We start from the raw sequence: 18,652 nt of genomic DNA on the forward strand, positions 1-18,652 counted from the left end.
GCCCGGAGCGCGGCCGGCTCAGTGGCCGCTGACGGCGTGCGGCGCGTAGGGCCGCTCCAGCTCCTCGATCTCCTTGTCGGACAGGGTGAGTTCGACGGCCGCGACCGCGTCCTCGAGATGCCGCGGCTTGCCGGCGCCGACGATCGGCGCGGTCACGGTGGACTGGTGCAGCAGCCAGGCCAGCGCCACCTGAGCGCGCGGCACGCCCCGTTCGTCCGCGATCCGGGTGACCGCCTCCACGATCGCGCGGTCGCTGTCCTGGTACAGCCTCCCGCCGAAGGCGTCGTGTTCGCTGCGGTCGGTGACGGTGCCCCAGTCACGGGTGAGCCGGCCCCGGGCGAGCGGGCTCCACGGCAGCACTCCGACGCCCTGGTCCGCGCAGAGCGGCAGCATCTCCCGCTCCTCCTCGCGGTAGAGCAGGTTGTAGTGGTTCTGCATGGAGACGAACTTCGTCCAGCCGTGCCGCTCGGCCGTGTACTGCGCCTTGGAGAACTCCCACGCGTACATCGAGCTGGCGCCGATGTAGCGGGCCTTGCCCGCCTTGACCACGTCGTGCAGCGCCTCCATCGTCTCCTCGATCGGCGTCTCGTGGTCGTAGCGGTGGATCTGGTAGAGGTCGACGTAGTCGGTGCCGAGGCGGCGCAGGCTGTGGTCGATCTCGGTCATGATCGCCTTGCGGGACAGCCCGCCGCCGTTGGGACCCGGCCGCATCCGGCCGTGCACCTTGGTGGCCAGCACGATCTCGTCGCGGTGCGCGAAGTCCTTGAGGGCCTTGCCGACGATCTCCTCGCTGGTGCCGTCCGAGTAGACGTTGGCGGTGTCGAAGAAGTTGATCCCCGCGTCCAGCGCCTGCCGGATCAGCGGACGGGAGGCCTCCTCGTCCAGGGTCCACTCGTGGTTGCCGCGGTCCGGCAGTCCGTAGGTCATGCAGCCCAGACAGACGCGCGAGACGTCCAGGCCCGTCGAACCGAGCTTCACATACTGCATCGTTGCTGCTCCTGCCTTCGGGACGGGTGATCACCCCCGAGCCTACGACGTGGCCCGGCACCGGCTTGACGGCCTCGGGACGCAGACGCTTTGATCCTGACACGTGCCGCGCCGCCCGGCGTGGGCAGGAAGGAGCGGACGTGCCCCTTTGGGGTGTCTTTCGCGCCACCGGTCCGGCCAGGACCACCGGCGCCCTGTCACTGGCCCTCGGTATCGCCGTCTCGGCGCTGGCGGGCTGCGCCGCGTCCGGCGAGGCCGGCTCCGCGAAGCCGGCCGCCGTCCGGCTGCCGCCCCGGCACGCCGGGTTCGACTACCAGATCGGCGGTGCCTATCCCCCGCCGGCCGGAGTGCGGATCGTCAGCCGCGACCGGTCCGACGCGCCCGCGCCCGGCCTGTACAACATCTGCTACGTCAACGCCTTCCAGGCCCAGCCCGACGAGCGCGGCGCCTGGCCGCGCGACCTGCTGCTGCGCGACGCGCACGGCGGGGTCGTCATCGACCGGGACTGGAACGAGGCGCTGCTGGACATCGGCACCCCGGCCAAGCGCGAACGGGTGGCGCGACGGGTGAACCGCTGGATCGACGGCTGCGCGCGCAAGGGCTTCGACGCGGTGGAGCCGGACAACTACGACAGCTACACCCGCTCCCGCGGACTGCTCGACGCGTCCGACGCGACGGCCTTCATGGCCCTGCTCTCCCGTCACGCGCACGCCCGGCACCTGGCCATCGCCCAGAAGAACACCGCCGAACTGGCCGGACAGCGGCGCCGGGCCGGACTGGACTTCGCGGTGGCGGAGGAGTGCGGCCAGTACGGCGAGTGCGGGGTGTACGCGAAGGCGTTCGCGGACCGGGTGGTGGACATCGAGTACACCGCCGGGGGCCTGCGCAAGGCCCTCGCGGCCTGGGGCGACCGGCTGAGCATCGTCCGCCGCGACCGCGACGTCACCACGCCGGGCAGCACGGGCTACGTCCGCGCGACGCGCTGAGGAACGCGGAACCGGACAGGCACAGGCGGGGTGCCTCCCCGCGGTCCACCCCCGGCCGCAGCCCCCGGCGGCCGCGCGGTACAAGGGTCGCCGTGTCCCGTCCCGGGTTTCGCGGGGCGGGGCTTCGGTCACCCGGCTGGTTTCCGGCCGTCGGGCGGCGTCGGCACCGAGCGAAGGGGTTCGACCATGGGACAGGACGGGACGGCGGGCTCGGCCGTGGTGACGGGGGCCTCGTCCGGAATCGGCGCCGAGTACGCCGTCCGGCTGGCGCGGCGCGGCTGGAACCTGGTGCTGGTGGCCCGGCGCGCCGAGCGGCTCGAGTCCTTGACGCGGCGGCTGCGAACGGAGACCGGGGCGGCGGTGGAGCCGGTGGTGGCCGATCTCGCGCGGTCCTCGGACCTCGCCCGGGTCGCCGAGCGGGTCGCCGCGGACGACGTGGCGCTCCTGGTGAACAACGCCGGGATCAACGGCTACGGGCCCTTCGCCGAGGTCGACCCCGCCCTGCTCACCAAGGTGATCGACGTGAACGTCGTGGCGCCGACGGTGCTGACCCGCGCCGCCGTCCCCGGCATGGTGGCGCGGGGCCGCGGCGCCGTCGTCAACGTCGCCTCCCTGCTGGCGTTCGCCGGCGCCCTGCCGCCCGGCCCCCTCCCCCAGCGGGCCGTGTACGGGGGCACCAAGGGGTACATGGTGACGTTCACCAGGACCCTCGCCGCCGAACTGGCCGGAACCCCGGTGGGCGTTCAGGTCGTCTGCCCCGGGCTCACCGCCACCGAGTTCCACCTGGGCACGGGTGCGGCGCCCGTCGAGGGGGAGGCCCGGGTCCACGCCGAGGGCGGCATGGCCCCGGCCGACGTCGTCACCGCCTCCCTCGCCGCCCTGGAGACCGGGGAGGTGGTCTGCGTGCCCGGTCTGTCCGAGCCCGCGGCCGTGGCCCGGCTGGCCGAGGCGGAACTGGCCGTGCGCGACGGCTCCGGCACCGCCCTGGCCCCTCGTTACCGTGCCGCGGAGCGCGCACACGACTGAGCCGAACCGGTGCCGCCGCCGGCAATCCGGCCTTCGGGGCCTCTGTGTTGCTGCCGCCAGGTGACCCTCCGGCGTGGGAGGCGGCCGGCGGTCCCCCCGCCGGACGATCCTCGACCGCAGGCGACCGGCGTCCGGCCGGTCGCGGCCGTCCGGGAGGAACGCGGTGCCGACCCATCCGACCACGCTGAAGGCCCTGGCCGGGGCGGCGCTGCTGCCCCTGGCCCTCGTCACCCCCGCCTGGGGCGGGCCCGCCACCGCGGCGGCCCCGAAGGCCGGGCAGCCGGCCACCCTCTGCGCCGTCGCCGGCACCCTGCGCGGCGACCACGGCCGGCACGCCGTGGTCTCGCTGTGCGCGGGCAGCGGGACCCCGCGGTTCTCCGTCTCCGCCCCCGCCTCCTGCGGCCGGGCGGGCACCCGCGTCCGCTACAACTGCCGCAGCGAGGGCACCTGGACGGCCGCCCGCTCGGGGAAGACCCTGGCCGCCGGCACGCTGTCCGGCTCGGTCGTCTATCCGGGGCCCGGCACGTACGACATCACGGCCACCGTGCGGGTGCGGTCCGCGCCCGCCGGGGTCGATCTCACGGGCACGGTGCGGGCCACCCTGACCCTGACCGATCCCAGGGCGGAGCCCACTCACGCCATCACCGTCGACCGGGCGGCGCTCGCCCGCAACGCCACCACCACGCTGACCTACACCGTCCGCCGGGACAGCGAGGAGGGCGACGGCAGCGGACGGTTCGGGCTGATCGGCGAGGCGGGCACCGGCGTACGGATCGCCACCTCCGACGCCCGCTGCGTCAACCCGCTGGTCGGCGCGTACCCGGCGAAGACCCGGCTGCCCTCCTCCCTGGACTGCGCGCTGACCGAATTGCAGCCCGGCCACCCGGAGCGGGTGACGGTCCGCGTCACCGTCGGCGGCACCTGCTCCACGGTGGTGTCCAAGCTCGGCTACTGGATGCCGAACGGCCAGGACCTGGAGACCGGCGGCATGCTGGAGGGACCGAAGGTGACCTGTGTCTAGGAGCGGGTGCCGGAGGAGGACAGCGGCGCGAGGATGACTCAGGAGGCGGACGGTTCGATCTCCCCCGCGAAGACGATGACCTGGTCGATGAGGCTCCGCCGCAGGTGGACGACGTCCGTTCCGGCCAGGCGGGGGCCGCCGTCCGGCGTGGTGAAGACCCACTGGTACCGGGCCCACTCGTCCGGCATGTCCACCGCCGAGCAGCGGACCATCGTGCCGGTCCCCGCCGGGTGGCGCCGGATGTCCAGCACGAACCGCTCGACCGCCTCGATTCCCTCGCTGCGACCCAACGGCCCCCAGAAGACCACGTCCGAGGTCAGGGCCTGGGAGAGCAGGGCGGTCACATAGCTGTCGTCCGAGGCGTTGAACGCGGAGATGAACGTGTCGATCGCGGAGCGTGCAATCTCTTCCTGCATGCCCCAGTAATACCAGCCGTTTCGCGTGCGCCCGGCCCGCGAGCCGCCTTCCGATCGCGGTCGACCGTTCCGGGACAGCACACCTAGGACCGCTCCAGCAGGTCCAGAGCCACGGTCCAGGCGAACTCCGGGCGGCTGCCGTCCGGCCCCGGCTCACCGGAGTACGGGTCCCCGAAGCGGACGCCCATCCCGCGCAGCCGCGCCAGGCTGTCCCGGTAGGCGGGGTGGGCGGCCAGCGCCCCGGCGACGCAGGGCAGCACGGCGATGGGCACGCCGAGTCCCGCGGCCTCGCACAGGGTGCCGAGGGCGAGGGTGTCGGCGATGCCCGCCGCCCACTTGTTGACGGTGTTGAAGGTGGCCGGCGCCACCACCACGGCGTCCGGCGGCGGAAACGGGCGCGGGTCGGCCGGTGAGCGCCACGCCGACCGTACGATGCGGCCGGTCTGCGCCTCCACCGCCGCGATGTCGAAGAACCCGCCCGTCGCCACCGGTGTGGCGATCACGCCGACCTCCCAGTCCCGCTCCTGCGCGGCCGTGATCAGCTTGCTGACGCCCGCGGCGATCCCGGCCGCGCAGACGACGACGTACAGGAAGGGCCTCTCGCGTGTTCCGGCATGTTCGGTCACCCGGGAAGCGTATCGAGCGACGGCCGTCCGCGGGGTGCCGCAGGCACCTGGCGGCCGGTCCCCCTTTGCGGGCGCGGGGCCGGCCCCCTCGCCGGTGCGGACGCCCCCGCCCCGCCGTCCGGGGTGGCGGGGGCGTCCGGCCCGTCAGTTCGCCTGGGTCCGTGCCGGTGCGGAGTCCGTCACGGTGATCGCGCCCACCGGGCACGCACGGGCGGCCTCGCGGACCAGGGGATCGCCCGCTCCGTCCTCGCGGCCGGGGAGCAGCATGCTGAAGCCGTCGTCGTCCTGGGTGAACACGCCCGGCGCGGTCAGCGCGCACTGCCCCGCGCCGATACAGATGTCCTTGTCGATCTCGATGTGCATGAGCTGAGCCTCTTACCAGGTCACGGGGAGTTCCAGCATCCCTTGGATGGTGTCGCCGGGTTTGAACGGGATGGTGTCGGCGGGTACGGCCAGCCGCAGGCCGGGCAGCCGGGTGAGCAGGGTGCCGAGGGCGATCTCCAGCTCCGCCCGGGCCAGGTTCTGGCCCAGGCACTGGTGGATGCCGAAGCCGAACGCCACGTGGTGGCGGGCGGGGCGGTGGAAGTCGAGGACGTCCGGGTCCTCGTACCGGCCCGGGTCCCGGTTGATCACCGAGGTGGAGAAGAAGACGCCGTCGCCGGCCCGGATGGTGGTGCCGTCGAACTCGATGTCCTCCAGCGCCACCCGCGCCAGCCCGTCGGCGATGGACAGCATCCGCATCAGCTCCTCGACCGCTGCGGGCAGCAGCGTCGGGTCGGCGCGCAGTTCGGCCAGCCGAGCGGGGTTCTCCAGGAGGGTGTAGGTGCCGAGGGAGATCATGTTGGCGGTGGTCTCGTGGCCCGCGACCAGCAGGATCACCGCGAGCAGCACGACCTCGGCACGATCCAGCGTGCCCTGGGCCAGCTGCTGGTGGACCAGCTCGTCGAGGACGCCGTCGCCCGGTTCGGACTCCCGCTGCTTGGCGTCGATCAGCCCGCCGAGGTACTCCTCCAGGCGGGCGCGGGCGGCCCGGGTGTCCTCGGCGGTCGGACCGCGCAGCAGCCGCCGGGACTGCTCCTCGAAGAACTCGTGGTCGGCGTAGGGCACGCCGAGCAGGTCGCAGATCACCATCGACGGTACGGGCAGCGCGAACGCGGAGACCAGCTCGGCGGGCGGCCCCTTCTCGATCATCGTGTCCAGCAGCCCGTCCACGATCCGCTGGATGGCGGGCCGCAGCCCGCTCGCGCGCTTGACGGTGAACGACGGGATCATCATCCGCCGCTGCCGCTGGTGCTCGGGGTCGTCCTGGCCGAGCAGGGCGACCCGGCGGTCGCGGATGCCCGCGAAGCGCGCCGTGGGCACCGGGAACTCGGGGCGTCGGCGGTCGCTGGACAGCCGGGGGTCGGCGAGCAGCGCGCGGGCGGCGGCGTGCCCGGTGACCAGCCAGACCTCGCGCCCGTCGTACAGGGTGACGCGGGCCAGGGGACGCTGTTCGCGCAGGGGGGCGTAGCCGGTGGGCGGGTGGTAGGGACAGGTGCGGTCCTGGGGGAAGGCGACGGGGTCGGCCGGGGTCGCCGGTCCGGTGATGTCCGTCAGTTCCGTCATGGAAAGACCTCGCAGACGAAGAAGTGCCTCGTGCCGATCTTCATTAGATGCCTCAGGCACCTATGAAGCGACGGCAAGTTCGGCCACTTCAATGTTCTCCCCGATCTGTCTGATCCGCGAAGGTGCGGGGAACCGGATCCGGCCATTCGGCGGGCCGCGCGGCGGCGGGACGGCTCAGGGCAGCCGGATGCCCCCGGCGGGCGGGGCGAAGGCGCGGGCGACGGCGAGGCTGTCCTCGTAGACGTGGTGGCGTACGACGAGGCCGTCGCGGACCGTCAGATGGAGCGCGAACCGGGCGGCGTAGGACCGGCCGGTCGGTGCGGCGGTCTGCCGCAGCACACCGAGCAGGACCGCGTCCTCGCCGTCGAACAGGATGCGCTCGACCGTGGTGGCCGCCTTCTCGGGGACGTGGTGGGCGGCCAGCTCCCGGTAGTGGGCGGCCGCGTCGGCGCGGGTGGCCCGGTGCCGGATCCACGGGGTGTCCGGGCGGCCGTGCTCGTCCTCGGGCCAGTCCAGCCGCCAGTCGCAGTCGTCGGCGTACAGCTCGGCGATCCGGTCCGGCTCCCCCTCGTCGATCCTGGCGAGGAGTTCGTGGACGGTGGCGCGGGTGTCGCGGGCGTGGCCGGTCGGCAAGGCGGGTGCTCCGGGGAAAGGGCGGTCACGGCGACACCACTGTGCCGGGAGCGGGCGGGTGACGCGATCATCCGGCGGGTAGTGATCTTGTTCGAGTTGTCATCCCGCCCGGCGTGGGGGCGTCGCCGGCGGGGAAGCACGGTACGGATGATTCACCCGGCGTCCGGTGTTGAAGCCGGGTGACGGACCAGCCGTTGGAGCGACGAAGGGGATTGATCCATGCCTCTCGAGGGTGAGTACGAGCCCAGCCCTGAGCAGTGGGTGCGCGAGCAGGTCGAGTTGTACGAGAGTTCGGGCGGTACGGAGGGAACCACGCTGCGCGACACCGGGCTGCCGGTGATCGTGCTGACCACCCGGGGCGCCAAGAGCGGGAAGATCCGCAAGACACCGCTGATGCGGGTGGAGCACGAGGGCGCGTACGCGGTGGTCGCCTCGCAGGGCGGCGCGCCGAAGCACCCGGTGTGGTACTTCAACCTCAAGGCCGATCCGCGGGCCGAGCTGCAGGACGGCCCGGTGCGGCAGGACATGCGGGCGCGCGAGGTCACCGGGGCGGAGAAGGCCCAGTGGTGGGAGCGGGCGGTGGCCGCGTTCCCGCCGTACGCCGACTACCAGCGCAAGACGGACCGGGAGATCCCGGTCTTCGTGCTGGAGCGGGTCGAGGAGAGCTGACCGGGGGCCGCGCCGCGGCCCGTTCCGGAGAATTCTCCGCCCGGCAGGTGTGAAGCCGCTTGTGGGCGGGCAGTCGTGCGATCAGGCCCCGCCGCGTTCCCCCGTCGCGGCGGGGCTCTGTCCTGTCCCGCCGGCCGGGCGGTCGGTGATGTCGAGGAAGATCTGGTCGGCGGCCGGGAACGTCGCGGCCAGGGAGCGCTTGATGCGGTCGGCGGCCTCCTCGACCCGTTCGCTGTCCAGGCCGGGCACGAGGTCGATCCGGGCGGCCACCAGGGTGGAGTCGAGGCCCAGCCGCATGGTGAACAGCGCCGCCACGCAGTCGATCTCCGGCTGCGCCCGCAGCAGCGCGTGGATCCGTCCGCTCAGCTCCGGGTCGGCTGCCTCGCCGATGAGCTGGTCGCGGGCCTCGCGGCCGAGCCGGTAGGCGACGTACACCAGCAGCGCGCCGATGGCGAGCGAGGCGGACGCCTCCCAGACGACCTGACCGGTCGCCAGGTGCGCGGCCATGCCGGCGATCGCCAGGGTCACACCGAGCACGGCCGTGCCGTCCTCGGCGACCACGGTGCGCAGCGCCGGGTCGCGCAGCGCGGCCCGGCCGCCGCCCCGGCGGCGCACCTGGTACAGGGCGCGCAGCAGCGAGGCGCCCTCGGCGAGCAGCGCCACGCCCAGCACGGTCAGACCCGCCACATAGCCGCCGGTCGTCTCCCGGGCGCCCTGGCGCAGGGCCTCGACGCCCTGGAAGAAGGAGAAGCAGCCGCCCATCACGAAGATCCCGACGGCGGCGAGCAGGGACCAGAAGAAGCGCTCCTTGCCGTAGCCGAAGGGGTGCCGGCGGTCGGCGGGGCGGCGGCTGCGGCGCAGGGCGGCCAGCAGGAACACCTCGTTGAACCCGTCGGCGACGGAGTGCGCGGCCTCCGACAGCAGCGCGGGCGAGCCGGAGAGGACACCGCCGACGGCCTTGGCGACGGCGATCAGCAGATTGGCGGCGAGGGCGACGAGGACGGTGATCCGGGTACGCCGGTCGGCGCGTGCGCCCTGTTGGTCTCGCGGTGATGGTTCGCTCACCTCGGCCGGTTGCCCCCGAAGCGGGCGGATCACACCGTGCGCTCGGCCGGAAACGGGGAAGTCGGTGCTTCGGGGGATCATCTCCCGCGGTGAGGAGGAGACATGGGCGGTGACGGCAATCGCGCCTACGGCCACAAGACGTTCAGCCGGTCGCGCAGCCACTTCCGGGACCGGATCACGGCGGACGGCTCGGACGGCTGGCCGGTGGCGGCGGGGCGCTACCGGCTGGTGGTGTCCCGGGCGTGTCCGTGGGCGAGCCGGGCGGTGATCTCCCGCCGGCTGCTGGGGCTGGAGGACGCGCTGTCGATGGCGGTGGCCGACCCGATCCAGGACGACCGCAGCTGGCGGTTCACCCTCGATCCGGACGGCCGGGACCCGGTCCTCGGCATCCGCTACCTGAGCGAGGCCTACGACCGCCGGGAGACCGGCTACCCGGGCGGGGTGAGCGTGCCCGCCGTGGTGGACGTGCCCAGCGGGCGGCTGGTGACCAACGACTACCAGCAGCTCACCCTGGACCTCGCCACCGAGTGGACGGCGCTGCACCGCGCGGGCGCCCCCGACCTGTACCCGGCGGACCGGCGCGACGAGATCGACGCGGTGATGGCCGAGGTGTACCGGGACGTCAACAATGGGGTGTACCGGGCCGGTTTCGCCACGCACCAGCAGGAGTACGAGGAGGCGTGCGAGGGTGTCTTCCGGCGGCTGGAACTGCTCGCCGAACGGCTGTCCGGACAGCGGTATCTGGTCGGGGACACCCTCACGGAAGCGGACATCCGGCTGTTCACCACGCTGGTCCGGTTCGACCCGGTGTACCACGGCCACTTCAAGTGCAACCGGTGGAAGCTGGCGGAGGATCCGGTGCTGTGGGCGTACGCGCGGGACCTGTTCCAGACGCCGGGGTTCGGTGACACGGTCGACTTCGACCACATCAAACGGCACTACTACCAGGTGCACACCGGCATCAATCCGACCGGCATCGTGCCGCTCGGCCCGGATCTCGCGGGCTGGCTGAGTCCGCACCACCGCGAGCAGCTGGGCGGCCGGCCGTTCGGCGACGGTACGCCCCCGGGGCCGGTGCCCCCGGGCGAACGAGTGGCCTCCCTGGGCCGGGCCGCATGAGGTTCTCTTGACAAGGAAGTAGTCAGCTATGTCCAAGTCGAAGAAGAAAAAGCTCCCCTTCGTCTACCAGCCGATCGGCTTCGCGCTCAGCTGGGTGAGCGGCGCGGTCGCCGGTCTCGCCTTCAAACAGGCGTGGAAGGCGATGCGTCACGAGGACGACGCGCCCACCGCCCTGGACCAGGAACGCGGCTGGGGCGAGATCCTGCTGGCCGCGGCGGTCCAGGGCGCGATCTTCGCGGTCGTGCGCACCGCCGTGGACCGCACCGGCGCGAAGGCCATCGCCCGGTCGACGGGGGTGTGGCCGGTGGCCGACGACAAGGACGGCAAGGAGGGCAAGGATTGAGCCCGCGGTCGGGGGCGGCCCCAGCTGCTCCTGGCCTCCCTGCCCCGGCCGGTCCCTGCCGGAGGCAGGGCGGGGTCAGTCGGTGAGGAGCCAGTCGCCCCCGCGCATCAGATCGCGTCCGGGCAGCTCGTTCGCTTCCCGCCAGGCCTGGATGCGGTCGGGGACGACACGGAAGTACAGATAGCGGGTGCTGAGGAGGCGGGGGTCGAAGCCGGTCTTGCCGGCGAAGACCTCGGCGTCCTCCTCGGGCAGGTCCTCGGGCGTGACCGCCTGGGCGCTGCCCTCCACGAGGACGACGTCCCGGGTCGGGCCGATGCCGAGCCGGGCGCGGCCGGTGGCGACCAGGTTGCGGCCGGTGGGGCTGTCGGCGGGGGTGGCGAACAGCAGCACCGCGCCGTCCCAGACGAACGACAGCGGCACCAGGTAGGGCGCGCCGCCGTCGGGTCCGGCCGTGGCCACCCAGGCGTCGACGTCGTGGTCCAGCCGGTGCAAGGTGTCCTTCTTGCGCTGCTCGGCGGTGCGGGCGGGCGGCGGGGTCATCGCGTTCGGCCTCCAGGAAGTGACGGGTGCCGTCCAGTGTGGCCGCCGGGGACACGTCGGCGCACGATATGGAGAAGCGCCGGTGCGTCGCCGCCGGGCGTCATTTGCAGCCGACCCGCGGCTTCAGCAGGGGCCATGCCTCCACACCGTGTGCGGTACGGACGTAGGCCGTGGCCCGGTCGGGGGTGAGCCAGAGCCGCCAGTCGTGGTAGCGGTACCCGGTGTCGTACGCGCCGGCGGGCAGGTCCCCCACCCGGCCCCGGTACGGCGCGGTGAGCAGGCCCGCGCCGGTGAGGACGCCCTCGGGGTCGCGGGCGTATTGCCGTCGGCCCATGTCCAGGAAGTGGGCGGATTCCCAGCCGCAGTGCTCCGGTCCCGGCGAACTCTCCAGCGTGGTCACCGCCACCCTCCTGCCGTCGCGGCCGGTCCAGATCTCGCGGCCGGTGGTGTCCGTGAAGCTCGCCGGGAGTTCGGCCGGATCGCAGGAGGCGCTGGTCTCGGGGCCCCAGCCGGGCCGGTCCGGCTGGTCCTTGGCCACCACGACGGCCGCCTTGGTACGGCCGCCGACGTCCAGGGAGTACAGCACCCGGTCGGCCGCACGGCGCTCCACGCGGTAACCGCGGTCGGGCAGTTCCGGCTGGAGCATGCGGAAGTAGAGCGCGAGCCCCTGCTCGGGGGTGGCGCCGCCGTCGGACTCGCTCCAGCCGTCGGGCCCGGTGCCGTCGAAGATACGGCCGTCGCACTCCAGCGCCCGCCCGGCCGCCCCGGAGACCGACAGCAGCTCTTCGGGGCCGCTGCCGTCGACGTTCTTGACGGGGACGTGGAGGGGTCCCCGGTACGGCGTCGCGGGCGGGGTGCCCCGTACCACCAGGTCCGCTCGGGGGCCGTCCTCGTGGCCGCAGCCGCTCACCAGTACGGCCGTCAGGCCCGCCAGCACCACCGTGACCAGTCCCGCGCGCATGCGCCCGCCCCCTTCACTCCCCGATCCGTACGGCTCTTGGACACCCGAGCGGCCCGGAAGGTTGTCGGACGAAACTCGGACCATGGTGCCGTTTCCCGAACGCGCGCGGCGAGGCAGGCTGGGAGACCATGAGCGACGTGAACACCATGCGAGCCATCGGCCAGGACGTCCTCGGCGGTCCCGAGGTGCTGAAGGAAGTACGCCTGGAGCGGCCCGAGCCGCGGCCGAACGAGGTACTGGTCCGGGTGCGGGCCGCCGGGGTCAACCCCACCGACTGGAAGCACCGGGCCACCGGCGGGTTCCTGGGCGAGCCGCCGTTCGTGCTCGGCTGGGACGTCTGCGGGGAGGTCGCCGCGACGGGGGTCGGCGTGGCCGCCTTCCGGCCCGGCGACGAGGTGTTCGGCATGCTGCCCTACCCCTTCGGGCACGGCTCGCACGCCGAGTACGTGATCGCCCCGGTCCGCGCCCTGTGGCACAAGCCGGCCTCGGTCGACCACACCCAGGCGGGTGCGCTGCCGCTCGTCTCGCTGACCGCCTGGCAGGCGCTGACGGAGCAGGCCGACCTGCGGCCGGGACAGCGGGTGCTGATCCACGCGGCGGCCGGCGGGGTCGGGCACGTGGCCGTGCAGATCGCCAAGGCACGCGGCGCGTACGTGATCGGCACGGCGAGCGCGGGCAAGCACGACTTCCTGCGGGAGATCGGCGTGGACGAGCCCGTCGACTACCGGTCCACCGATGTCACGGAGACGGTGCGGGACGTGGACGTGGTCCTGGACACCCTCGGCGGGGAGACGTCCCTGCGCTCGCTGCGGATGCTGCGGCCGGGCGGGGTCCTGGTCTCCATCCTGCCGGTGGGTTCCCGTGAGCTGTTCGACGAGGCCGAGCGGCTCGGGGTACGGGCGGTACGGATGCTGGTGGACGCCGACCGGGCCGGAATGCGGTCGGTCGCGGAGCTGGTGGAGTCCGGGAAGCTGCGGGCGACGGTCGCGGGGACGTACCCGCTGGCGGATGCCGCGAAGGCGCACGAACAGGGAGAGACCGGGCGCACCACGGGGAAGCTGGTGCTGCTGGTCGACTGAGCCGCCCCGGCGGGACACGCTTCAAACCGCAAGACATATGTCAATCGAACATGCTCAAATTCCTTCCATCGAGGGTAACTTGACGATCGATGACCGACGTCCGGGTGCGGGTGGGAGGTGATGCCGAGGTGCGACGGGAACCCGTGTCCCTCACCCGGCATCTGCGCGTGTACGCCTATCGTGCGCACACCGTCCTGGAGTTCCGGGGCGAGATCGACATCAGTGCGGCGGCGGAGATCCTCCCGGTCCTGGACCGGGTCACCGCCCGCCCCGGCGCGCGGGTCGTGGTCGATCTGCGGCTCGTGGAGTTCTTCGACTGTTCGGGGCTGCGCCTGCTCTACCGGGCGCGGGCCCGCCTCCAGGAGGGCGACGGACGGCTGCACCTGGTGTGCACCCATCCGCTGACCCTGCGCGTGCTGCGAGTGACGGGCCTGTCCCGGCTGCTGCCGCCGCACGCCACCCCGGACGCGGCCCTGGAGCAGGCCGGGGCCGCGTCCGGTTCACGGTGAGCCCGTGCTCAGCCCTCCTCGAACAGGGCGCTGACGGACTCGCCGTTGTGGATGCGCCGCACCGCCTCGCCGAGGGCCGGGGCGATGGAGAGCACGCGCAGCTTGTCGGTGTGCTCGTCGGCGGGAATCGGCACGGTGTTGGTGCAGACGATCTCCAGCACGTCGGGCTGCTCGCCAAGGCGCTTGAGGGCCCCGGAGGCGAACAGCCCGTGCGTGCACGCCACCCGGATCGAGCGGGGACCCAACTCCCTCAGCCGATCCAGGAGTTCGAGCACGGTGCTGCCCTTGGCGATCTCGTCGTCCAGCACGATGACGTCCCGCCCGGCGATCTCGCCGATGACGGAGCTGATGCTCACCCGGTCGTCCGCGTACCGCTGCTTGGCGCCGGCGGCCACCTGTGCGCCGATGCGCCGGGCGAAGGCGGCGGCCTCCTTGGCGTTGCCGAGGTCCGGGGAGACCACCGTGGTGCGCGACAGGTCGTACTGCCGGAAGTGGTCGGCCAGTTCGCGCAGCGCGTGCAGATGGTCCACGGGCACCGAGAAGAAGCCGTGCACCTGCGGGGAGTGCAGGGTCATGGCGAGGACCCGGCTCGCGCCGGCCGCCACCATGAGGTCGGCGACCAGCCGTCCGCCGATGGAGATGCGGGGGGCGTCCTTCTTGTCCGAGCGGGCGTAGGAGTAGTGCGGCATGACGACGGTGATCCGGGAGGCGGAGGCGCCCCGGGCCGCGTCGCACATCAGCAGCAGCTCCACCAGGTGTTCCTGCACCGGCTTGACCAGCGGCTGGATCAGGAAGACGTCCCGTTCCCGGCAGTTGGCCTGGAGCTGGACCTCCAGGCAGTCGTTGGCGAACCGGCTGATCCGCGTGGGGCTGAGCGGCACACCGAGGTGGGCGCAGACCTCCTCGGCCAGGTCGGGGTGGGCACTGCCGCTGAAGACGGCGATGTCGCGCACGATCTGCTCCTCGCATGATCATTCCGGGCTGCCGCCCTCATGCTACTGGCCGAGGCCGCGGTGGGGCCCGTGACCGGGGCGGGGCCCAGGGCGTTCGCCGCCCGCGGCACAGGCGGCCCGGTCAGCCGCCGAGCACACCGGGCAGGGCCAGCGCGGCCAGCAGCGAGGCACCGACCAGGAGCCAGGCGACGTAGTCGCCGACATGGCCGGACTGGAGGCGGCGCAGGGGCGTGGTCCAGGCCGGGGCGGCCGGGCGGCGCGGCCGGGTGACGGTGACGGCGGCGAGGGCCACGGCGAGGACGGCGGAGAGCAGGCCGAGCAACACGCCGTGCGCGGTCCAGGCGGCCGAGGCCCGGGCGCCGCCGGAGCCCGCCTCGTCGACCGAGCGGGCCACGAGGTCGCCGAAGCCCGGGACGGTGCCCACGGCGAGCGCGGCGGCCAGCAGCACGGCGGCGACGGTGGTCATGGTGTCCGGCACCCGGCCGACCAGCCCGGAGGTCTCGGGCTCCTCCTCCGAGCCGCTGGTCTCGTACGCGTCGGTGTCCTCGGGGGGCGGCCCGAGGCCGAAGAAGACACGGGCGGTCACCCGGAGCACCGCGGCCGCCGTGAGCGCGGAGACGGCCACGTACACCACGGTGAGCGGGCCGCCGACCGCCTCCTCGCTGACCGCCTTGCCCAGCCCGGTGCCGAACGGCGGCAGGCCCGCGAGGGCGAGACCGCCGACGGCGAACAGCACGGCGGTGGCCCGCAGCCGGCCCGCCCGGCCGTGCAACGCGTGCTCGTCCACGCTGCCGAACCGGTCCAGCAGGGCGCCCGCACAGGCGAACAGCGCGGCCTTCACCCCGGCGTGGCCGAGGATGTACAGGGCGGCCCCGTCGTCGCCCTCGGGGGTGAGCACGCCGACGGCGACGAGGAACAGGCCGGTGTGGGCGATGGTGGAGAAGGCGAGCAGCCGTTTGATGTGCCGCTGGTACCAGCACATGACGGCACCGGTGACGGCCGTGAGCACGCCGAGCGTCAGCAGGGCGCGGGTCAGGTCGGCGGCCGGGATGCCGCCGGGTCCGGCGAAGACGGTTCCGTAGACGCGCCAGACGCCGTACACACCGAGTTCGACCATCACACCGGACAGCAGCATGCAGACCGGGGTGGGGGCGACCGCGTGGGCGTCGGGGAGCCAGAAGTGGAAGGGCACGGTGGCCGCCTTCACCAGCAGCCCGGTGAACACCAGCACGAAGGCGGCGAGGACCAGGGCGTCCGGCCCGCCGTGCCCGGTGGCGCCGTCGAGGCCCCGGCCGATCTTCGTCATGGACAGCTCACCGGTGCGGGCGTACAGCAGGGCGATGCCCGCCAGCATGCCGTACGCGCCGAGCGAGTTGACGACGCCGAAGGTCAGCGCCCCCTGGACCGCCTTGGCCTCGTCGATGCGGTAGCCGGTCAGGGCGTAGGCCACCACGCTCATCAGCTCGAAGAAGACGAAGGCGTTGAACAGGTCCCCGGCGATGGCGAATCCGCACATGGCGCCCTGGAAGACCAGCATCAGCGCGGGGAACGAACCGGCGTGGCCGCGCGGCGGCTCGTCGAAGTAGCGCCAGGAGTAGGCGAGGGCCGAGAGGGCGAGCAGGGAGACGAGCGCCGCCATGCCGAGCGACGGGCCGTCCCCGATCACCTCGATGCCGACGCTCTCGCCGCCGACGGGCTCCCAGCCGCCGACCCATTCGACCATCGGCGGCGAGGAGCCCAGCAGCAGCACGAGGGAGAGCGCGGCCGTCACGGCGGCGGCGGCGATGCCGGTCAGCTCGGCGGCGGCGCGGGGCAGTCTGCGGCCCGCGGCGGCCAGCAGCGCGGCCCCGAGCAGCGGCACCGCGACGAGGAGCGGAAGCAGATGACGCATCAGCCGCGCAGCTCCCGCAGTTCGTCGGGGTCGACGGTGCCGTGCCGTTTGACGATCTGCAGGACCAGGGCGAGCAGCAGGGCGGTGACGGTGGCGCCGACGACGATGTCGGTGAGCGTGAGGGCCTGGACCACCGGGTCCACCACCGGCCGGGAGCCGGGCTTGATGTCCGAGAAGACGGGCGCGGTGCCGCCCGACCGGTAGCCGACCGCCAGCAGCAGGATGTACGTGGAGACCTGGCACACCGACAGACAGCCCACGGCGTGGATCAGATTGCGGCTGGTGGCGAGGCCGTAGGCGCCGGTCAGGAAGACGTAGGCGGCGACCAGGTACGGCAGGACCTGCGTCACGGTGCTCACCCTGCGCTCTCCTCCTCGATCTCGACGGCCTGGTCGAGGAAGTTGGCGAGCAGGACGACGACCGCGCTCGCCACCTCCATGCCGACGGCCGCGTTCAGCAGCGGGACGGTGCCGCCGGACGACAGCGTGTTGAACGTGCCGTACGGCAGCAGCGTGTTGGCGAGGAACGCGGTCCCGGCCAGGAGGGCGGCGAGGCCCAGCACCAGGTAGGCGCAGACGGCGAGGGCGTCGGTGGTCTCGAAGACGCCGAGCGGGCGGATGCGTTCGAGCGCGTGGTAGTCGGCGCCCAGGTACAGCAGGTGCAGGGCGGTCGCGGTGACCACCCCGCCCTGGAAGCCGCCGCCGGGGCTGAGCTGGCCGTGGGCGATGACGTACAGGCCGCAGACCAGGGCGACGGGCATCACGAGCAGCGCGTAGCGGCGTACCGGCAGGGCGACCCGCGCGGGTTCGGGGCGGGCCCGGTGTTCGTCGCGGGCCTGGCGCAGCAGCACCACGCAGCCGAGGACGGCGGCGAACAGGATGCTCGTCTCGCCGAGGGTGTCGTAGGCGCGCTGGTCGAAGTTGACGGAGGCGATGGTGTTGGCGGTGTGCCGGGTGAGGGAGGCGTGCACCGCGCGGGTGCCGTAGGGGTGGGCACGGCCGCCGAATCCGGGCAGGTCGAGGCAGGCGGCGGCCAGCAGGGCGGCGAGGCCGGCGCCGCCCAGGGCCAGCAGCCACAGCCGCAGCCGCCGGCTCACCGCGCACCGTCCCGGTCCCGGCCGCGGCGGCGGATCTTGCGGACCGACAGCATGACCAGCAGCGGGGTGAGGACGGCGCCCACCGCGAGCTGGGACAGGCCGACGTCGGGGGCCTGGAGCACGGTGAACAGCACGGCGAGCAGGACACCGAGGACGGAGAGCACCAGCGCCTGGCGGGCGGGGTCGCGCTGGGCCACGGCCGCGGTGGCCGCGCCGGCCACCAGCAGCAGGGCCACGAGGATCACGGCTTCGTCCATGCCACCGCTCCCGTCCCGGGCGCCGGATCAGCCACCGCGCACCCCCCGGAAGGCGCCCGACAGGGCCCGTGAGGCGATCAGGTTGCCGCCGACCAGCAGGGCGCCGATCACCAGCAGCTTCACCATGGCCCGGCCCGGGCCGGTGGCCGCGCACACGGCGGCCACGACCACGGCACCCATCGCGGCCACGGCGTAGGTCAGCCCCCAGGCGCTCGGCCGCTGTCCTTCCAGGTCCTCGTGGAGCAGCCGGGCGAAGACCAGGGTGCCGACCGGGCCGAGCAGGGCGAGCAGCAGGGCGAGGTCGACGTAGGAGGGGCGGCCGTACCCCTGGGCGAGCAGCAGCAGCGCCGGGCACAGGGCCGCGGTCGTGAGGTTCTGGGCGACGACGCGGCGGGCGGTCGGTCCGGTGGTCACGCCCCACAGGGCGGCCGCTCCTCCCCCGGCCAGTTCGACGGTGGCCGCCAGGACCCAGCCGTTCACCGCCAGCTCACCGCCCGCCGGCCGGCCCGCGCCAGCAGCGCGCCCGCGGCGGCGACGCTCGCGCCCACGATCCACTCCAGGGGGTAGACGCTGCTGATGAGCACCAGCCAGAGCAGGGTCAACGCGGCCCACCAGGCGAGGAGTTCCCCAACGACGAGAAGGACCGTACGAGGTGTCGTGCGCCGGTCCATCCGTCACCTCCTCGTCTCCGGTTCGCGGCGGTGTGTCCGCTTCGCCGCTCGTGCATCCAAGCACCGCCGGGCCCCTGGCGGGGCGGCGGCACGCGGGTCCGCGAGCGGAGTGCCCCGGGAGCGTGAACGGAAACCGCGGACACGGTCGGCCCTCTCAAGTGCGGGTCTGCACCGGCCTCTTGACGCCCCCTTATCTCAC

Annotated in this window: 24 protein-coding genes; 8 read left to right on the forward strand and 16 right to left on the reverse strand. The window is 73.4% G+C overall.

What is annotated here, in order from left to right; genetic code table 11:
* Positions 1-18: 18 nt before the first annotated feature.
* On the reverse strand, positions 19-987 hold the full coding sequence (locus tag FRZ03_RS07130) for an aldo/keto reductase (RefSeq protein WP_146464300.1): 969 nt from the start codon (positions 985-987) through the stop codon (positions 19-21).
* A 140-nt stretch (positions 988-1,127) separates the two neighbouring features.
* On the opposite strand from FRZ03_RS07130, the gene FRZ03_RS07135 reads away from it, so the two are divergent.
* The 3 genes from FRZ03_RS07135 (at position 1,128) to FRZ03_RS07145 (ending at position 4,020) form a co-directional block, all read left to right on the forward strand.
* Positions 1,128-1,973, forward strand: coding sequence for an endo alpha-1,4 polygalactosaminidase (locus tag FRZ03_RS07135; RefSeq protein ID WP_146464301.1), 846 nt, complete (start codon positions 1,128-1,130; stop codon positions 1,971-1,973).
* Positions 1,974-2,159: 186 nt separating this feature from the next.
* Positions 2,160-2,999, forward strand: coding sequence for an SDR family NAD(P)-dependent oxidoreductase (locus FRZ03_RS07140; protein ID WP_146464302.1), 840 nt, complete (start codon positions 2,160-2,162; stop codon positions 2,997-2,999).
* Between the two features lie 163 nt (positions 3,000-3,162).
* Positions 3,163-4,020 (forward strand): hypothetical protein, encoded by an 858-nt coding sequence (locus FRZ03_RS07145; protein ID WP_261398652.1) that lies wholly within the window; start codon positions 3,163-3,165, stop codon positions 4,018-4,020.
* A 38-nt stretch (positions 4,021-4,058) separates the two neighbouring features.
* On the opposite strand, the gene FRZ03_RS07150 is transcribed toward FRZ03_RS07145, so the two are convergent.
* The 5 genes from FRZ03_RS07150 to FRZ03_RS07170 all read right to left on the reverse strand — a co-directional run bounded on the left by FRZ03_RS07150 (position 4,059) and on the right by FRZ03_RS07170 (position 7,300).
* Positions 4,059-4,436, reverse strand: coding sequence for a nuclear transport factor 2 family protein (locus FRZ03_RS07150; RefSeq protein WP_146464303.1), 378 nt, complete (start codon positions 4,434-4,436; stop codon positions 4,059-4,061).
* Between the two features lie 83 nt (positions 4,437-4,519).
* Positions 4,520-5,062 (reverse strand): flavoprotein, encoded by a 543-nt coding sequence (locus FRZ03_RS07155; protein WP_146464304.1) that lies wholly within the window; start codon positions 5,060-5,062, stop codon positions 4,520-4,522.
* A gap of 144 nt (positions 5,063-5,206) precedes the next feature.
* Positions 5,207-5,425 carry a ferredoxin gene (locus FRZ03_RS07160; protein WP_146464305.1) on the reverse strand — a complete coding sequence of 73 codons (219 nt, stop codon included), beginning with the start codon at positions 5,423-5,425 and terminating at the stop codon, positions 5,207-5,209.
* 12 nt (positions 5,426-5,437) lie between these two features.
* On the reverse strand, positions 5,438-6,667 hold the full coding sequence (locus tag FRZ03_RS07165; protein WP_146464306.1) for a cytochrome P450: 1,230 nt from the start codon (positions 6,665-6,667) through the stop codon (positions 5,438-5,440).
* 174 nt (positions 6,668-6,841) lie between these two features.
* A complete protein-coding gene (locus FRZ03_RS07170) occupies positions 6,842-7,300 on the reverse strand; it encodes a nuclear transport factor 2 family protein (RefSeq protein ID WP_146464307.1) in 459 nt (152 codons plus the stop codon).
* Positions 7,301-7,519: 219 nt separating this feature from the next.
* On the opposite strand from FRZ03_RS07170, the gene FRZ03_RS07175 reads away from it, so the two are divergent.
* Positions 7,520-7,969 (forward strand): nitroreductase family deazaflavin-dependent oxidoreductase, encoded by a 450-nt coding sequence (locus tag FRZ03_RS07175; RefSeq protein ID WP_146464308.1) that lies wholly within the window; start codon positions 7,520-7,522, stop codon positions 7,967-7,969.
* A gap of 81 nt (positions 7,970-8,050) precedes the next feature.
* Here FRZ03_RS07175 and FRZ03_RS07180 read toward each other — a convergent pair whose 3' ends face one another.
* On the reverse strand, positions 8,051-9,115 hold the full coding sequence (locus FRZ03_RS07180) for a cation diffusion facilitator family transporter (protein ID WP_146464309.1): 1,065 nt from the start codon (positions 9,113-9,115) through the stop codon (positions 8,051-8,053).
* Between the two features lie 21 nt (positions 9,116-9,136).
* On the opposite strand from FRZ03_RS07180, the gene FRZ03_RS07185 reads away from it, so the two are divergent.
* Both FRZ03_RS07185 and FRZ03_RS07190 read left to right on the forward strand, forming a co-directional pair.
* Complete coding sequence (locus FRZ03_RS07185; protein WP_146464310.1) at positions 9,137-10,153, forward strand: glutathione S-transferase family protein; 1,017 nt, start codon at positions 9,137-9,139, stop codon at positions 10,151-10,153.
* 28 nt (positions 10,154-10,181) lie between these two features.
* Positions 10,182-10,496, forward strand: a complete 315-nt coding sequence (locus FRZ03_RS07190; protein ID WP_146464311.1) for a DUF4235 domain-containing protein — start codon at positions 10,182-10,184, stop codon at positions 10,494-10,496.
* 75 nt (positions 10,497-10,571) lie between these two features.
* Here the strand turns inward: FRZ03_RS07190 and FRZ03_RS07195 are convergent, their stop codons facing one another.
* Both FRZ03_RS07195 and FRZ03_RS07200 read right to left on the reverse strand, forming a co-directional pair.
* On the reverse strand, positions 10,572-11,036 hold the full coding sequence (locus FRZ03_RS07195) for a pyridoxamine 5'-phosphate oxidase family protein (protein WP_146464312.1): 465 nt from the start codon (positions 11,034-11,036) through the stop codon (positions 10,572-10,574).
* A 100-nt stretch (positions 11,037-11,136) separates the two neighbouring features.
* Positions 11,137-11,997 (reverse strand): hypothetical protein, encoded by an 861-nt coding sequence (locus tag FRZ03_RS07200; protein WP_146464313.1) that lies wholly within the window; start codon positions 11,995-11,997, stop codon positions 11,137-11,139.
* A 128-nt stretch (positions 11,998-12,125) separates the two neighbouring features.
* Between FRZ03_RS07200 and FRZ03_RS07205 the strand changes: the two genes are divergently transcribed.
* Positions 12,126-13,076 (forward strand): NADP-dependent oxidoreductase, encoded by a 951-nt coding sequence (locus FRZ03_RS07205; protein WP_146464314.1) that lies wholly within the window; start codon positions 12,126-12,128, stop codon positions 13,074-13,076.
* Between the two features lie 89 nt (positions 13,077-13,165).
* A complete protein-coding gene (locus tag FRZ03_RS07210; protein ID WP_146464315.1) occupies positions 13,166-13,585 on the forward strand; it encodes an anti-sigma factor antagonist in 420 nt (139 codons plus the stop codon).
* An 8-nt stretch (positions 13,586-13,593) separates the two neighbouring features.
* Here the strand turns inward: FRZ03_RS07210 and FRZ03_RS07215 are convergent, their stop codons facing one another.
* The 7 genes from FRZ03_RS07215 to FRZ03_RS07245 form a co-directional block, all read right to left on the reverse strand.
* A complete protein-coding gene (locus FRZ03_RS07215; protein ID WP_146464316.1) occupies positions 13,594-14,538 on the reverse strand; it encodes a ribose-phosphate diphosphokinase in 945 nt (314 codons plus the stop codon).
* A gap of 121 nt (positions 14,539-14,659) precedes the next feature.
* Positions 14,660-16,429 (reverse strand): complex I subunit 5 family protein, encoded by a 1,770-nt coding sequence (locus tag FRZ03_RS07220; protein WP_146464317.1) that lies wholly within the window; start codon positions 16,427-16,429, stop codon positions 14,660-14,662.
* Positions 16,429-16,779 carry a sodium:proton antiporter gene (locus FRZ03_RS07225; RefSeq protein ID WP_146464394.1) on the reverse strand — a complete coding sequence of 117 codons (351 nt, stop codon included), beginning with the start codon at positions 16,777-16,779 and terminating at the stop codon, positions 16,429-16,431. The genes FRZ03_RS07220 and FRZ03_RS07225 overlap by 1 nt, the downstream gene beginning before the upstream one ends.
* Before the next feature lie 5 nt (positions 16,780-16,784).
* Positions 16,785-17,525 carry an MnhB domain-containing protein gene (locus FRZ03_RS07230; protein WP_146464318.1) on the reverse strand — a complete coding sequence of 247 codons (741 nt, stop codon included), beginning with the start codon at positions 17,523-17,525 and terminating at the stop codon, positions 16,785-16,787.
* The gene (locus FRZ03_RS07235; protein ID WP_146464319.1) at positions 17,522-17,782 is read right to left on the reverse strand and encodes a hydrogenase subunit MbhD domain-containing protein; all 261 of its coding nucleotides are present in this window, start codon (positions 17,780-17,782) and stop codon (positions 17,522-17,524) included. Before FRZ03_RS07235 ends, FRZ03_RS07230 begins: the two co-directional genes overlap by 4 nt.
* A gap of 27 nt (positions 17,783-17,809) precedes the next feature.
* Positions 17,810-18,262, reverse strand: coding sequence for a monovalent cation/H+ antiporter complex subunit F (locus FRZ03_RS07240; RefSeq protein WP_146464320.1), 453 nt, complete (start codon positions 18,260-18,262; stop codon positions 17,810-17,812).
* Positions 18,259-18,453, reverse strand: a complete 195-nt coding sequence (locus FRZ03_RS07245; protein ID WP_146464321.1) for a hypothetical protein — start codon at positions 18,451-18,453, stop codon at positions 18,259-18,261. The genes FRZ03_RS07240 and FRZ03_RS07245 overlap by 4 nt, the downstream gene beginning before the upstream one ends.
* Between the last annotated feature and the right edge of the window lie 199 nt (positions 18,454-18,652).

The sequence above is a fragment of the Streptomyces misionensis genome (assembly GCF_007896895.1).
In the GTDB taxonomy this organism is placed as follows: domain Bacteria; phylum Actinomycetota; class Actinomycetes; order Streptomycetales; family Streptomycetaceae; genus Streptomyces; species Streptomyces misionensis_A.

Bases quoted from the DNA above. Each gene is read 5' to 3' on its own strand.
- FRZ03_RS07130 (WP_146464300.1), bottom strand. From the start codon at position 987: ATGCAGTATGTGAAGCTCGGTTCGACGGGCCTGGACGTCTCGCGCGTC.
- FRZ03_RS07140 (WP_146464302.1), top strand. From the start codon at position 2,160: ATGGGACAGGACGGGACGGCGGGCTCGGCCGTGGTGACGGGGGCCTCG.
- FRZ03_RS07150 (WP_146464303.1), bottom strand. From the start codon at position 4,436: ATGCAGGAAGAGATTGCACGCTCCGCGATCGACACGTTCATCTCCGCG.
- FRZ03_RS07160 (WP_146464305.1), bottom strand. From the start codon at position 5,425: ATGCACATCGAGATCGACAAGGACATCTGTATCGGCGCGGGGCAGTGC.
- FRZ03_RS07165 (WP_146464306.1), bottom strand. From the start codon at position 6,667: ATGACGGAACTGACGGACATCACCGGACCGGCGACCCCGGCCGACCCC.
- FRZ03_RS07175 (WP_146464308.1), top strand. From the start codon at position 7,520: ATGCCTCTCGAGGGTGAGTACGAGCCCAGCCCTGAGCAGTGGGTGCGC.
- FRZ03_RS07180 (WP_146464309.1), bottom strand. From the start codon at position 9,115: ATGATCCCCCGAAGCACCGACTTCCCCGTTTCCGGCCGAGCGCACGGT.
- FRZ03_RS07185 (WP_146464310.1), top strand. From the start codon at position 9,137: ATGGGCGGTGACGGCAATCGCGCCTACGGCCACAAGACGTTCAGCCGG.
- FRZ03_RS07190 (WP_146464311.1), top strand. From the start codon at position 10,182: ATGTCCAAGTCGAAGAAGAAAAAGCTCCCCTTCGTCTACCAGCCGATC.
- FRZ03_RS07195 (WP_146464312.1), bottom strand. From the start codon at position 11,036: ATGACCCCGCCGCCCGCCCGCACCGCCGAGCAGCGCAAGAAGGACACC.
- FRZ03_RS07200 (WP_146464313.1), bottom strand. From the start codon at position 11,997: ATGCGCGCGGGACTGGTCACGGTGGTGCTGGCGGGCCTGACGGCCGTA.
- FRZ03_RS07205 (WP_146464314.1), top strand. From the start codon at position 12,126: ATGAGCGACGTGAACACCATGCGAGCCATCGGCCAGGACGTCCTCGGC.
- FRZ03_RS07210 (WP_146464315.1), top strand. From the start codon at position 13,166: ATGACCGACGTCCGGGTGCGGGTGGGAGGTGATGCCGAGGTGCGACGG.
- FRZ03_RS07220 (WP_146464317.1), bottom strand. From the start codon at position 16,429: ATGCGTCATCTGCTTCCGCTCCTCGTCGCGGTGCCGCTGCTCGGGGCC.
- FRZ03_RS07235 (WP_146464319.1), bottom strand. From the start codon at position 17,782: ATGGACGAAGCCGTGATCCTCGTGGCCCTGCTGCTGGTGGCCGGCGCG.
- FRZ03_RS07245 (WP_146464321.1), bottom strand. From the start codon at position 18,453: ATGGACCGGCGCACGACACCTCGTACGGTCCTTCTCGTCGTTGGGGAA.